The sequence below is a fragment of the Xylanibacter rarus genome, from assembly GCF_001275135.1.
Classification (GTDB): domain Bacteria; phylum Bacteroidota; class Bacteroidia; order Bacteroidales; family Bacteroidaceae; genus Prevotella; species Prevotella rara.
Genome location: NZ_LFQU01000006.1, coordinates 116,120 through 131,165 on the forward strand (window position 1 = coordinate 116,120; position 15,046 = coordinate 131,165).

At 53.6% G+C, this 15,046-nt stretch carries 12 protein-coding genes, 1 tRNA gene and 1 pseudogene; all 14 read left to right on the forward strand.

Annotation, left to right across the window (positions count from 1 at the left end):
* The first annotated feature begins 154 nt into the window (after positions 1-154).
* On the forward strand, positions 155-2,023 hold the full coding sequence (locus ACU52_RS05050) for a TonB-dependent receptor plug domain-containing protein (RefSeq protein ID WP_053397984.1): 1,869 nt from the start codon (positions 155-157) through the stop codon (positions 2,021-2,023).
* 164 nt (positions 2,024-2,187) lie between these two features.
* Positions 2,188-2,364: a Sec-independent protein translocase subunit TatA/TatB gene (locus ACU52_RS14695; protein ID WP_021853424.1), complete on the forward strand. Its 177-nt coding sequence runs from the start codon at positions 2,188-2,190 to the stop codon at positions 2,362-2,364.
* Positions 2,361-3,131, forward strand: a complete 771-nt coding sequence (gene tatC / locus ACU52_RS05055) for a twin-arginine translocase subunit TatC (protein ID WP_021853425.1) — start codon at positions 2,361-2,363, stop codon at positions 3,129-3,131. The genes ACU52_RS14695 and tatC overlap by 4 nt, the downstream gene beginning before the upstream one ends.
* Before the next feature lie 26 nt (positions 3,132-3,157).
* On the forward strand, positions 3,158-4,663 hold the full coding sequence (locus ACU52_RS05060) for a 4Fe-4S binding protein (RefSeq protein ID WP_053397985.1): 1,506 nt from the start codon (positions 3,158-3,160) through the stop codon (positions 4,661-4,663).
* Positions 4,664-4,710: 47 nt separating this feature from the next.
* Positions 4,711-6,117 (forward strand): aldo/keto reductase, encoded by a 1,407-nt coding sequence (locus ACU52_RS05065; RefSeq protein WP_053397986.1) that lies wholly within the window; start codon positions 4,711-4,713, stop codon positions 6,115-6,117.
* Positions 6,110-6,523, forward strand: coding sequence for a DUF1893 domain-containing protein (locus ACU52_RS05070; protein WP_053397987.1), 414 nt, complete (start codon positions 6,110-6,112; stop codon positions 6,521-6,523). Before ACU52_RS05065 ends, ACU52_RS05070 begins: the two co-directional genes overlap by 8 nt.
* 17 nt (positions 6,524-6,540) lie before the next feature.
* Positions 6,541-7,059 (forward strand): hypothetical protein, encoded by a 519-nt coding sequence (locus ACU52_RS05075; protein ID WP_053397988.1) that lies wholly within the window; start codon positions 6,541-6,543, stop codon positions 7,057-7,059.
* A 655-nt stretch (positions 7,060-7,714) separates the two neighbouring features.
* Positions 7,715-8,107 carry a hypothetical protein gene (locus ACU52_RS05080; protein ID WP_053397989.1) on the forward strand — a complete coding sequence of 131 codons (393 nt, stop codon included), beginning with the start codon at positions 7,715-7,717 and terminating at the stop codon, positions 8,105-8,107.
* A gap of 215 nt (positions 8,108-8,322) precedes the next feature.
* Complete coding sequence (locus ACU52_RS05085; protein ID WP_082335173.1) at positions 8,323-10,371, forward strand: TonB-dependent receptor plug domain-containing protein; 2,049 nt, start codon at positions 8,323-8,325, stop codon at positions 10,369-10,371.
* Between the two features lie 67 nt (positions 10,372-10,438).
* A pseudogene (locus tag ACU52_RS15880) lies at positions 10,439-10,711 on the forward strand (heavy-metal-associated domain-containing protein); the annotation flags it as partial.
* A 431-nt stretch (positions 10,712-11,142) separates the two neighbouring features.
* Positions 11,143-12,645, forward strand: coding sequence for a cobyric acid synthase (locus ACU52_RS05095; protein WP_053397990.1), 1,503 nt, complete (start codon positions 11,143-11,145; stop codon positions 12,643-12,645).
* Positions 12,638-13,681, forward strand: coding sequence for an aminotransferase class I/II-fold pyridoxal phosphate-dependent enzyme (locus ACU52_RS05100; protein WP_053397991.1), 1,044 nt, complete (start codon positions 12,638-12,640; stop codon positions 13,679-13,681). The genes ACU52_RS05095 and ACU52_RS05100 overlap by 8 nt, the downstream gene beginning before the upstream one ends.
* A gap of 21 nt (positions 13,682-13,702) precedes the next feature.
* A complete protein-coding gene (gene cbiB / locus ACU52_RS05105) occupies positions 13,703-14,635 on the forward strand; it encodes an adenosylcobinamide-phosphate synthase CbiB (protein WP_053397992.1) in 933 nt (310 codons plus the stop codon).
* Between the two features lie 222 nt (positions 14,636-14,857).
* Positions 14,858-14,939, forward strand: a tRNA-Leu gene (locus ACU52_RS05110).
* The last annotated feature ends 107 nt before the right edge of the window (positions 14,940-15,046 follow it).

Consider the following 15,046-nt stretch of genomic DNA (forward strand, 5'->3'; position numbering starts at 1 on the left):
CGGCAGAACACCTGCTCCAACAGCCAGAATCGTTGAAATACCGACTGACAAGTCGAATCCTAATTTTGTCCTCCAACAACGGCTGACCGCAGGAGCCGGCATCTGCCTGTCCCACCGGCTTTTATCACAGACACATCATCAGCAAGACAAACTTATGAACAAGACATTTTTTTCAGCCTTATTCATCGCCTTAACTGTTACAACATCACACGCACAGATCGACTCGCTCACATATCAGCTCGACAACATTGTCGTAACGGGCACGCGCAGCACAGCCAGCATAGGGCATCTGCCTGCCACGGTTACGGTGGTGGGCCGCGAGACTCTCACAGAGACTCAGCGCACAAGCGTGCTGCCCACCCTTGCCGAATATGTGCCCGGACTGTTTGTCACCTCGCGCGGAATGCTCGGCTATGGCGTAAGCGACGGTGCTGCCGGCACTATCTCTATGCGCGGACTCAGCAGCTCGCAGGGCCGCTTCATGGTGCTCATCGACGGCCATCCGCAATATCAGGGCATCTTCGGCCACTCCATAAGCGACTCTTATCAGACCATGCTGGCCGACCATGTCGAGGTGATGCGCGGCCCGGCCTCAACGCTCTACGGCTCTAACGCCATGGGCGGAGTTATCAACATCGTAACCAGAAAGATGAAGTCAGACGGCGTAAAGACCGACGTACATCTCGGCGGAGGCTCTTACGGCACATTCCAGGGCGAGCTGACCAACCGCATAAGGAGCGGCAGGTTTTACAGCGTTGTGTCGGGACAATATGCCCGCACCGACAACAACAGGCCGCGCATGGGCTTCGAGCAGTATGGCGGATACGTCAAGCTGGGCTACGACATGTCGCAACATTGGTCGGCATACGCTGACATCAACCTCACCCACTTCAACGCCTCTTATCCCGGAAGCGTGCAGGTGCCCGTCTATGACGCACGCCAATGGATTACGCGCGGCGTGGCATCTGTAGTTGTGAGCAACGACTACGGCAGCACATCGGGAGCCGTCAGCGCCTACTACAACTTCGGACGGCACAAGATCAACGACGGATATGAGGACGGCGAGCAGCCCAAGGACTATTACTTCAGGTCGGACGACGCTCTTGCCGGACTGTCAGTATACCAGAACATCAGGCTGCTGCGGGGCAACCTGACCACCATAGGACTCGACTATCAGCACATCTACGGCAAAGCCTGGAACCGCGACAGGGCTTCGGGCGAGACCACTTCAGTCATAGGTCATGAGAATGAGAACGAGATAGCAGGCTACGTTGACATAAGCCAAGATCTGCTTTCGTGGCTCACACTGAGTGCCGGAATACGCCTCGACCACCACTCGCAGTCGGGCACTGAGTGGATTCCGCGCGGCGGCATTGTGTCGAGAGTTATAAGGAACGGTGAGATAAAGGCCATGGTGAGCAAGGGTTTCCGCAATCCGTCGATACGCGAGATGTATTTCTGGAAGCCCGCCAACGACGAGCTGCGCCCCGAACGCATAATGAACTACGAGCTGTCGTGGTCTCACAAGCTGCCGTCGGCAGGCCTAAGCTACGGCGTCAACCTCTATTACATGAAGGGCAGCAACATCATCCAGCAGCAGATGGTGGACGGACGGCCAATGAACGTGAACACGGGAGCCATTGAAAACAGCGGTGCCGAACTCGACCTTAGCTGGAGAATAAACAGCAGCTGGCGGGTGAACGGCAACTACAGTCTGCTGCACATGCACAATCCTGTTGTGGGAGCGCCCGAGTCTAAGCTGTGGCTCGGAGCTAACTATAAGTCGGGACGATGGAACGTAAACGGCGGACTGCAGTATATCAGCGGCCTTTACACCCAGACCGGCGCCGACGAAGTGAAGGAAAACGTTGCCCTGCTCAACGCCACCGTAAGCTACAGAGCTTGCCGCATGATGCAGCTGTGGGTAAAGGGCGAGAATCTTCTGGCACAGAAATATGAAATCAACTACGGCTACCCTATGCCAAAGGCAACGTTCATGGCAGGCGTAAACCTGTCTTTCTGAATATAGCCGCCAGCCCGGACGATATCCCAGACATTCACTGCCGGCTAAAAGCGGATTACAGAATAATAAAAAAACATAAACTTACACCGCCTAATGGGCGCAAAGAGAGAGAATAAAAAGAATTTATATTATTTTTGCATTGCGAACAAAACAAGAAAAACATTATGATTGGAACACCTGAACTTATTTTAATCGTGCTGGCGCTGGTGCTGCTCTTCGGCGCAAAGAAGATACCCGAACTGATGAAGGGTCTCGGACAAGGCGTCAAGAGCTTTAAGGACGGCATGAACGGCAAGATAGACGACACTGCTGAAGACAAGGAGAAGAAGAAGGACGAATGAGCAACGCTGAAAGCAACAGCGGCACGCCGCAGACGTTCTGGGATCATCTTGAGGAGTTAAGGGGATGCATCCTGCGCATGCTTGCGGCGGCAGCAGCGGCAGCGGCCGCAGCCTTCGGCTTCAAGGAAGAGCTGTTCGGCATAGTGCTTGCTCCTGCCGACCCTGACTTCATAACCTACAGGATACTGGGCGCGGAGCCGTTTAAGTTTCAACTGATAAACACCGGGTTGACAGAGCAGTTCATGATACATCTGAAGACGGCGCTGGCCGCAGGTCTGCTCATAGCCTCGCCCTACATTCTGTATCTGCTGTTCAGATTTGTGTCTCCGGCCCTGTATGACAACGAGCGGCGCTACTCTGTAAGCATCACCCTTTGGGCCTACGCCATGTTCCTCATGGGCGTTGCCGTCAACTATTTTGTAGTGTTTCCTCTCACCGTCCGTTTTCTCGGCACCTATCAGGTAAGCGCTGCAGTGATGAACATGCTCAGCATAAGCTCGTATATGGACACCCTCCTGGGCATGAGCCTCGTCATGGGCGCCGTGTTCGAGATACCGGTGATAAGCTGGCTTCTGGCCCGCTTCGGACTTCTCAAGGCCCGCTGGATGTCACACTATCGCCGCCACGCCATAATAGTGATACTCATCCTTGCCGCCGTGATAACGCCTACATCCGACATGTTCACCATGCTTATCGTCTCGCTGCCTATATGGCTGCTCTATGAGGCAAGCATAATGATAGTGAGAATTACCGAAAAGAAACAATAATAATCTGAAAACAATATCTATAAACCATGCTAAGGAAAATAAGAATCTTGCTGGCAGCAGTAACCTTCACTCTGATTACGCTGCTCTTTCTCGATCTGACAGGCTCGCTGCACGCATGGCTCGGATGGCTGGCCAAGATACAGTTCTGGCCTGCCGTGCTGGCTTTGAACGTGGCTGTAGTGGCCGGTCTTCTGATTTTAACACTGATATTCGGGCGCATCTACTGCTCCGTAATATGTCCGCTGGGCATAATGCAGGACCTCATATCTGCCCTGCACGGCAGACGAAAGCGCAACCGCTTCAGCTTCTCGCCCGAAAAGCGCTGGCTGCGCTACGGCGTGCTGGTGGTGTTTCTGGCGTCATGCGTTGCCGGAATCAACGTAATCGTGTCGCTGCTTGCACCCTACAGTTCTTACGGACGTATGGTCAACAGCATCTTGCGCCCCGTATGGACGGCAGGCAACAACGTGCTGGCATCGCTTGCCGAGCGCATGGACAGCTACGCCTTCTACAGCGTTGACGTGTGGATGCGCAGTCTGCCTACGCTCATAATTGCCGCCGTAACGTTCGTGATAATTGCCGTGCTGGCATGGCGCGGAGGCAGAACTTACTGCAACACGATATGCCCCGTTGGCACTATTCTGAGTTTCTTTGCACGTTTCTCATGGTTCAAGATCAGCATTGACGGCGACAAATGCGTAAGCTGCCGCCTCTGCGAGAAGAACTGCAAGGCGTCAGCCATCGACGTAAAGACAGGACGCATTGACTATAGCCGCTGCGTGGTGTGCGGCAACTGCATAGGCAAATGTAATAAGGATGCCATAAGATATATTCATCCGGCTAAAGCTGAGGCACGCAAAGCAGAAGCCAAGCATGAAGAAAGAAACGAAAGCGGCAACGTTGACAGCGGCAGAAGATCGTTCCTGCTCGGTGCTGCAATAGCAACTACGGCTGCCGCGCTGGCTCAGGAGAAGAAGAAGGTGGACGGCGGACTGGCTGTCATTGAGGACAAGGTGCAGCCCGAACGCGCCACGCCGATAACTCCTCCCGGCTCTATGTCTGCACGCCACATGGCCCAGCACTGCACGGCATGCCAGCTCTGCGTGTCAGCATGCCCCAACGACGTGCTGCGCCCATCGTCTGACTTGTCAAAACTGATGCAGCCGACAATGTCGTATGAGCGCGGCTACTGCCGCCCCGAATGCACCCGATGCAGCGATGTGTGCCCTACGGGTGCCATCAAGCCGATAACACGCGAAGACAAGTCGTCCACACAGATAGGCCACGCCGTGTGGATAAAGAAAAACTGCGTGAGCGTTACTGACGGCGTTGCCTGCGGCAACTGTGCCCGCCACTGCCCCGTGGGAGCAATAACGATGATACCGCTCCACCCCGGCACCGACTCAAAGCTGACCATCCCTGCCGTGAACGAGGCGAGATGCATCGGCTGCGGAGCGTGCGAAAACCTCTGTCCGGCACGTCCGTTCAGCGCCATCTATGTTGAGGGACACGAAGTTCACCGCACGGTATAGCTTCACCCCGATGTCTCTTTATCAACAACTAAAAAACAATTACCGTTATGAGTAAAGACATAAACAGAAGAAGTTTTCTGAAACTGCTCGGAGGCGGAGCCGTGGCCACATCGGCACTGCTCACCGCCTGCAAGGGCAACGACAATAAGACCACTGCCGCCAAGGAACCGCCCAAGGGCAAGATGACCTACCGCACCAACCCCAAGACCGGCGAGAAGGTGTCTATCCTGGGCTACGGCATGATGCGCCTGCCGGTGGTGGGAGGCAACGACGCCAAGAAGAAGGAAGGCGAGGTTACGCCCATAGACCAGGAAATGGTGAACCGCCAGATTGACTACGCGCTGGAGCACGGCGTCAACTACTTCGACACGTCACCAGCCTACTGCCAGGGACAGTCGGAGCGTGCCACGGGCATTGCCCTGAAGCGCCATCCGCGCAACAAATACTTCATTGCCACCAAGCTCTCCAACTTTAACCCCGAGACGTGGACGCGCAAGGCATCTATCGAGATGTTTGAAAACTCTCTGAAGGAGCTTCAGACCGACTATGTCGACTACCTGCTGCTGCACGCCATCGGACAGGGCAAAGACTCGCTTGCCACATTCAACGGCCGCTATATGGACAACGGCATACTCGACTGGCTCGTGGAGCAGCGCGAGAAGGGACGCATACGCAACCTCGGCTTCTCTTATCACGGCGATGTCAAGATATTCGACCTGATGCTAAAATGGCACGACGAAGGCAAGTATCACTGGGACTTCGTGCAGATAGAGCTTAACTATCTCGACTGGAACTACGCCAACGAGATCAATCCCGTAAACACTGATGCCGTATATCTCTACAACGAACTGAAGAAGCGCAACATACCGGCAATAATCATGGAGCCGCTGCTGGGCGGACGACTCGCCAACGTGCCCGACCCTATCGTGGCCAAGATGAAGGAGCGCGAGCCCGAGAACAGCGTGGCCAGCTGGGCATTCCGCTTTGCGGGCACTCCCGACGGCGTGCTCACCGTGCTGAGCGGCATGACGTATATGGAGCACCTGAAAGACAACCTCTGCACCTACTCGCCGCTGAAACCGCTCACAAAGGAGGAAGAGGCGTTCCTGATGGAGATTGCCAACGACATATACAACCTGAACACGATACCTTGCAACGAGTGCAACTACTGCATGCCCTGCCCCTACGGCATAGACATACCGGCGGTGCTGTCTCACTATAACCGCTGCATCAAGGAGGGCAACATGCCCAACAAGGGCAGTCAGGACCCCGACTACCGCCGTGCGCGCCGCGCCTTCCTCATAGGCTACGACCGCAGCGTGCCGCGCCTGCGCCAGGCATCCCACTGCATTGGCTGCGGCCAGTGTGTTGAACATTGTCCGCAGGGCATCAAGATTCCGGAAGAGATGCACCGCATTGACAAATTCGTGGAGGAGCTAAAGCAGAATGGATAAGCTCATCAGCATGCTCGGCCATGACGGCTGCCGCGGAGTGATGCGCTCACCGGGCGGCAAGACCATTGTGTTCAGACGCAGGGGAGTGGTAGACCTCTTCGATGCCGTAACCTCTCATCCCGACCTCACACAGGGCGCCTCGGTGGCCGACAAGGTTATCGGACTTGGTGCGGCTTTCCTGCTCGTCAAGGGCGGCGTGGCCGAAGTATATGCCGAAGTCATCAGCCAGCCGGCTGTCAGCAAACTGCAAGATGCCGGAATAAGCCTCAGCTACGGCAAGACTGTAGAGCACATTATCAACCGCGAAGGCACCGGAATATGCCCCGTTGAACAACTGACATCTACAGCCCAATCGGCCGACGAGGCATGGAAACTAATTAAAGAATTCATAAAGCGTAATTCATAATTCACAATTCATAATTAATGGAAACAACAATATCACAGATACAACAGCTCAGCTACCGCGAAGGCAAGACCTACGCTCTGGCTGCTGCATTCGTGGCAGGCAACATCCTGCTGCCTCAACTGTGCCACATGCTGCCACAGGGCGGACTGGTGTGGCTGCCTATCTACTTTTTCACGCTCATTGCTGCCTACCGCTACGGCATCACCGCCGGACTGCTCACGGCCGTAGCCTCGCCGTTGGTAAACAATATGATGTTCGGCATGCCGCCGGCACCCATGCTGCCGATAATATTAATAAAGTCGGGCCTGCTCGCCCTTGCCGCTGCTGCCGTTGCATCGCGCTGCAAGAAGGTAAGCATAGTAGCCGTAGCCGCAGCTATTGTTATATATCAGGCCATAGGTACAATAGCCGAATGGGGCATGACTGGCTCGATGGCTGCCGCCCTTCAGGACCTGCGCCTCGGCTGGCCCGGTCTGCTCGTTCAGCTGTTCGGCGGATTTGCCCTGCTGAAACTTATGGCACGCAAGGCCCGCTGACAAGATAACGCACAGCATATCGCAGACAAAAAGCCAAGATAATAGGACAAGAAGTCTTTTTAGATAAAAATCTGCCACTCGCCACATCTGCAAGTAACTCCCCAAAAAGTTACTTAAAGATGTGGCGAGTTGTTTTTTTACTCCATCACGAAACAGCAAAAAACGCCTGCCAAAACAGCCTGTCATATTAAACGGCAAAAAATCATAAGAAAAACGCACCGTTTTCATTAATAAACGTTCAAAACAAAAGCGAATAAAACGCCGACTGTAAGCAAAACAAAACGTATTGCTTTCAAATCATTAACCTATCGTTTACGGGTCGGAAACGGGCCACTTTTGATGTAAAAGTGGCCCGTTTTTTCATCAAAAACAAGTGCTTTATAACTCCCCAGACACACGTTCTCAAAATATGCCCGAGCTGCCTGCAATTAATACGCAATCTGCATATACCATTTTCTCACTGCATCCGCAATATTATCAGCACAAAACAGCTATACCGAAATCATTATTTTGTCTGTGAAGTTTATAAAAAAATTAATTTGCTTTGCATTGTAAGGCTCATGCTATATATTTGCACAAAAAATTTTCATTAACGCAGCAAGGGCTGATGCAACATCCCGGCTTGTTTAACACTGTCACATAACGCACAAAAGAAATGATGAAACGCCAAGGCAACATACTGATATGCATGCTGCTGTCACTGATGATGGTGGCCGGCGGAGCTGGTTTTGTGATTGTGAAATGCTGCTGCAAGGGCAACAAGGCGCAGACCGAATGCCGCAGCACATGCTGCCGACAGTGCGACAGGCTGCACATGGAAGCAAAGTCGTGTGCCGAAACTGTGGTGATGAAGCTGTGGCCGACAACCACGGGGCAGCAAAAGCCGGCAAGCGTACCTGACGCTCAGGCCACGATGCTGCCGCCATACAGCATTGCCTCATACTGTCAGGCGCCCGCTTCAGCATATCTCATCTGTCGGTATGCGCCAAGACTGCTGCACGCTCCGCCACGGCTATATCTGGCCATGATAAGAGTGCTGATAATCTGATTTTATCCTGTTTTTTATCATAATATTTTTTACTCACCCTTAAGTCAGGCGCCCAAGCATGCGCGCCTGACCATATCATGCTTGGCTGAAGCCTCAGCAGCAACGAGGCTGCACCAAGGCACGACGGGGAGACAAAGACATAACGGCTGAGGCACAGACAGCACGCAGCCGAAAACTAAAGAACAATAAAAAACGGATAAAAGCAAGAATTACAGATGAACATAAGACTTACTGCTGCAGGAGCCGCTCTGGCTGCCTGCACCACAATATGCGCCGGCAACGGCACGGCCTCACTGGCCACAGACAGCATAAGCCATAACGACAGCATACACCGCGAAAGCTCGCTGGGCGAGGTGGCTGTGGTGGTGCGCCGCGCCGGAACGACACGTATGGGCGGAGCCGTAAACGGATTCAACCTGAACCGCGAGGAGCTGTTCCGCGCGGCATGCTGCAACCTTGGCGAGAGCTTCACCACAAACCCTGCCGTAGACGTGAGCTACAACGACGCCACGACGGGCGCAAGGCAGATAAAACTGCTGGGACTGGCCGGCACCTACGTGCAGATGATGACCGAAAACATGCCCAACTTCCGCGGTGCGGCAGCGCCCTATGCGCTGGGCTACGTGCCCGGCCCTTGGATGAAGGGCATACAGGTGTCTAAGGGTGCGGCGTCGGTGAAGAACGGCTACGAGGCCATAACAGGACAGATAAACGTAGACTACAAGAAACCAGAGGACGAAGAGGGCATAGAGGTAAACCTCTTCGGCGACACAAAGAGCCGCATAGAGGCCAACGCCGATGCCAACCTGCACATAAACAAACAGCTGAGCACGGAGGTGCTGATGCACTACGAGAACAGCTTTGAGAATCACGACGACAACGACGACGGCTTCTACGACAAGCCGAAGGTGGAGCAGTATAACCTGCAGAACAGATGGCTCTGGGCAGGAGAAAAGTATATATTCCACGGAGGCATAGGCGCACTGAAGGAGCACCGCAACGGCGGACAGACAGGCCACCGCGGCAACGACGGCGCCGAACTGTTCAGGATAGGGCTCGACACGGAGCGGTATGAAGCCTACATGAAGCACGCCTTCATCATAGACCGCCACAAGGGCACCAACATAGCCCTCATGGCATCGGGCTCGATGCACATGCTTGACGCCGGATACGGACACAAGACGTATGACGTGAACGAGAAGAACGTGTATGCGTCGCTGGTGTTTGAGACCAACTTCACCAAGATGCACAACCTATCGGCCGGACTGAGCCTCAACCACGACTATCTGGGACAGACCGTGCGCATGGTGAACGACAAGGAGGCATCGCCCATAAGGATGAACGAGAAGGAGACCGTGCCCGGCATATATGCCCAATATACATTCAACCTCGACCACCGGCTGACAGCCATGGCGGGCATAAGGGCCGACCACAGTTCGGTGTACGGCACATTCGTAACGCCGCGCCTGCACCTGAAATACATGCCCACTGACATACTTACGCTGCGCCTCTCGGCAGGCAAGGGCTACCGCACGCCGCACGCTCTGGCCGAAAACAACTATCTGCTGGCGAGCGGACGCCGGCTCGTGATAGACGACCTTGAGCAGGAGGAGGCATGGAACTACGGGGCGAGTGCCGCACTGAACATTCCGCTGCTGGGCGAGACGCTGAAGCTCAACGCCGAATACTACTACACACGCTTCACGGCGCAGGCCGTAACCGACTATGACACTGACCCGGGCGTGATACACATAGGCAACCTGAACGGCAAGTCGTATTCGCACACGCTGCAGATAGACGCCACCTACCCCATATTCAAGGGCATGACGCTCACGGCAGCCTACCGTCTGAACGACGTGAAGGCCACCTACGGCGGCCGACTGCTCGAAAAACCGCTGACAAGCAAATACAAGGGACTTATCACGGCATCATACAAGACGCCGCTCGGCCTGTGGCAGTTTGACGCCACGCTGCAGCTCAACGGCGGCGGCCGGATGCCCGATCCTTACGAACTGCCGGACGGCACAATGTCGTGGAACAAGCGCTTCGGCTCATACGAACAGCTCAGCGCACAGATAACGCGCTGGTTCCGCCACTGGTCGGTATACGTCGGAGGCGAAAACCTTACCGGCTTCACCCAGAAGACATCTATCTACGGTGCCGACAATCCATGGGGCACGGGCTTCGAGCCTACACTTGTATGGGGCCCCGTGCACGGCCGCATGTTCTATGCCGGAGTGAGGATAAACATCGGAAGGATGTAATAAGCCGAACAAAGTACAGACAAATTATCATACAAAAAATAAAACCAAACATATAAGACAGAAAGTTATGAAACGACATTTTTTATTATTGACATTGGCGCTGTGCGCTATCACAAGTTTTGCCAAAGACATCAAGACTATCATCGTAACCACAAATCCGCAGATGCACTGCGAGGCATGCGAGAACAAGATTAAGAGCAACATGCGCTTCGAGAAGGGCATAAAGGCAATAGAGACAAACATTAGCCGGCAGGAGGTTACACTGACCTACGACGCCGACAAGACAACGCCCGAAAAACTGATGAAGGGCTTCGAGAAAATCGGATACACGGCCACCGTTAAGACAGGCTGCGACAAGAAGCAAACTTGCAGCGAGAAACAACAGGCAAGTTGCGGACAAAAACAGAATTGCTGCGACAAGGCACAGGCGGGCTGCAGCAAACAACAGGCAAACTGTGAGAAAAAACAGAACTGCTGCAACAAGCAACAGACAGGATGTAAACAAGACTGCAAGAATTGCAGCAAAACCGAATGCTGTAAGAAGAAGTAAAACGCAGACAGGCTAATACATAAATAACTCAATGGGGGATGCAACTGCCGGATTAAACATCGGCAGACGCATCCCCCGATTATTTTATATTTGCCTGATTGACCGTATAAGTTACACGGCGGTTTTCAACAAAAAAGCGCAACACAGCAGTATGTTCTGATTTTTATCCGTAACTTTGCATTTCGGAACATAGATAAAAATCTTACTTAAGGAAAGTAAAAATGAAGAAACTTCACCCCATAATGTTCGCAGGAACAGGCAGCGACGTCGGCAAGAGCGTGGTGGCGGCCGGTTTCTGCCGCATATTCAAACAGGACGGATACTGTCCGGCACCATTTAAGGCGCAGAACATGGCGCTAAACTCTTATGCCACGCCCGACGGGCTGGAGATAGGAAGGGCGCAGGCCGTGCAGGCCGAGGCGGCAGGACTCAGTCCGCATACGGACATGAACCCGCTGCTGCTGAAACCTCAGACCGACAAGACGTGTCAGGTGGTGCTCAACGGACGGCCAATAGGCAACCGCGACGCCTACAGCTACTTCAACCCCAAGGGGCGCGACGTGCTGCGCAACGAGGTGAACGCCGCATTCGACAGACTCAACAGCCGCTACAATCCTGTTGTCATGGAGGGCGCCGGAAGCATATCGGAGATTAACCTGCGCGAGACTGACCTCGTGAACATGCCGATGGCGATGTATGCAGGAGCTGATGTGATACTCGTTGCCGACATCGACCGCGGCGGAGTGTTCGCCAGTGCCTACGGCTCGGTGATGCTTCAGCGTCCCGAAGAGCGCAAGCGCATAAAGGGCATACTGATAAACAAGTTCAGAGGCGACATCAGACTGTTTGAACCGGGCGTCAAGATGATTGAGGAACTGTGCGGAGTGCCCGTCATAGGTGTGCTGCCCTACTTCAAGGACATCTTCGTAGAGGAGGAAGACAACCTGCAGCTGGCGTCGAAGGCACGCCATGCATCCGGCAACGGCAAGGTGAGCGTAGCTGTGGTGCTGCTGCGCCACATAAGCAACTTCACCGACTTCAACATGCTTGAGCGCGACAGTCGTGTAAACCTTTATTATGCCGACAGCGCCGAAGACATAAGCAAGGCCGACATCATAATAATTCCGGGCAGCAAGAGCACCCTGGCAGACATCAGCCTTCTGCGCAAGAGCGGCATGGCACAGGCCATAATCAAGGCTGCCGAAAGCGGAAAGACCGTTGTGGGCATCTGCGGCGGCTACCAGATGATGGGCACGATGATAAGCGACCCCGAAGGCATTGAGGGCAGCATAAGCGGCATGCCCGGACTGGGACTGCTGCCCATGCACACCGTGATGAACCGCGAGAAGACGACAAAACAGGTAAGATTCGGCCTCAACGGCAGCGACAGCTGCGACATGGAGGGCTACGAGATACACAACGGGCGCACCGAGGCCGACAGCGGCAGCAGCATAAGACCGCTTTGCACACGGCAGGACGGCACGCACGACGGATGCATCGCAGGCGAAAGGTGCATGGGAACTTATATCCACGGCATATTGGACAACAGCGGATTTGTTGACTTTCTGCTGAGTCCCTACACACAGGAGGAACACTCAAAGAGCGAAACGGACAACTGGAAAGAGTTTAAGGACGAACAATACGACAAACTGGCTGACCTGATACGCCGCAACGTGGACATGAAACTGGTTTACGAAATTCTGCAAAACGACAACGATGATTAACGGACACGGAGACGACCTGTATAAATATAATGTGGAGGTGAAATCGAACTTCAGCTCAAACATCTACTCGCACGCCGACCTGAGCGGTCTGAAAAAGTATCTGGCCGGCCGCATGGACGTAATAGGCAGCTATCCAGAGCCTGAACCCTACTCGCTCGAAAAGGCCCTGGCTGAAGAATGTGGCATAGAGGCGAACGAGATTATGGTTACCAACGGAGCAACCGAAGCCATCTACCTGGCGGCAAGACTCACAAACGAGAAACTTGCTGGCAGCGGCATCAATCTGATCAGCATGCCGACATTCAGCGAATATGCCGACGCATGCAGGATGGCCGGAGGAAAGACCATGAGCAGCGAAAGTGGATACAGAGGCGAGGCAACTCACTGGATGTGCAACCCGAACAACCCTACGGGCACCGTTATCGGCGGAAAAGAACTGCTGAACATAGCCGCAGAAAGCAAGAACGACATCTTCGTGATAGACCAGAGCTATGAACACTACACCACCCTTAAGCTGATTTCTGACCGCGAGGCTGCCGACGCTGGCAACATCATCCTGATACACTCCATGACAAAGCAGTTCTGCATACCCGGACTGCGGCTCGGATACGTAACGGCAGCGCCGCAGCTAATCAGCCGGCTGAAGGCCCTGCGCCATCCGTGGAGCGTAAACGCACTGGCCATCGAGGCGGGACTTTACCTCATACAGAACAAAGAGAAGGCGATATCTGATGTCGGCGGTCTGCTCGACGAGGCGCAGAGACTGAGAAACGAACTGAACAAGATCGACGGAGTGAGCGTCAGACCGACGATGACAAACTTTATGCTCGCAAGCCTTAAGGGGCGCAAGGCAGCCGACCTGAAGGAGTTTTTGGTGAACAGCTACGGCATACTGATACGCGACGCGTCTAACTTTGAAGGTCTCGACAGCTCATATTTCAGGGTAGCGGCACAGACACGCGCCGAAAACGACATGCTCGTAATGGCGATAAAAGACTTTATGAGTCACGACTGTTACAGACAACAAGACAAATAACTCAACTGCATAAGAAACAAAATGACACCTATAATATCAATAATAGCCGGATGGACGGCCGACCGTCTGCTTGGCGACCCAGAGCGTCTGCCCCACCCCGTCGTGTGGTTTGGCAAGGCCATAGCAGCAGGCGAACTCCGGCTAAACAAAGGCAACCACCGCAAAGCAAAGGGAGCCGCAATGTCTGTCTCGCTCACGATAATCACCTTTGCCGTTACGGCGGCGATAATCATGCTCGCCGAGATGCTGTCTCACACGGCAGCCATCATCATCCAGGCCTTGCTGATATTCTATTGTCTTGCCGGACAGACGCTGATAAAAGAAGTGAAGAGCGTGTTCGAGGCACTCGACAGGTCGCTCGACTGCGGACGCAAGCAAGTATCGAGGATTGTTGGACGCGACACATCACAGCTTACCGACAACGAGGTAAGAAAAGCAGCACTCGAAACTCTTGCCGAAAATCTCAGCGACGGAGTAATCGCTCCGGTGTTCTGGCTCATAGTTCTCGGCGTGCCGGGCATGATGGCGTATAAGATGGTAAACACGCTCGACTCGATGATAGGCTACCGCACCGAGCGCTATAAAGACTTCGGTATGGTGGCGGCACGCACCGACGACGCTGCCAACTTTCTGCCGGCACGGCTCACGGCGCTGCTCATGGTGCTCATGTCCGGAAGGCCTTCGCTGCTCAAGTTTGTTGCAACAAACGGACGCAAGCATGCAAGTCCGAACAGCGGCTATCCCGAAGCAGCCCTGGCAGGAATACTAAACTGCCGCTTCGGCGGAGGCCACACCTACTTCAACGAATATTTCTACAAGCCCTACATTGGCGACAACGAACGGCAACTGACAACTGAAGACATGAGAAAAGCCGTAAAGATAAGCCGCAGGACAGAGCTGGCCATGCTGTTGATAACACTCGCGGCGGAAACTACACTTGCGGCAATAATATAAAGACATTGACCTCTCAATCCGGATAATTGCAAGCGACAAAACATAGGTAAAACGGCAACATACATAAGAAAAGGAACACCAGAAGAATAAAAAATAGTCAAAAACCCATAAATATCCTTGGTTTTTACACAAAAAGGATGTACCTTTGCAAAAGTTTTTGCGAAAAGCTCAAAACATGACGTAAACGCTCATGCATTATGCCGCAGCAAAACATAAAAGTCTGCGCCTGTGGCGGAATTGGTAGACGCGCTAGACTTAGGATCTAGTGTCCCGCGACGTGTAGGTTCGAGTCCTATCAGGCGCACAGATATTAAAAAGAGGTGAAATGTCTTCAACGACTTTTTACCTCTTTTATTTTTTATATATCACCCAAAACAACACTTCCGTTTATCAGCCTTGCCTATGGATATA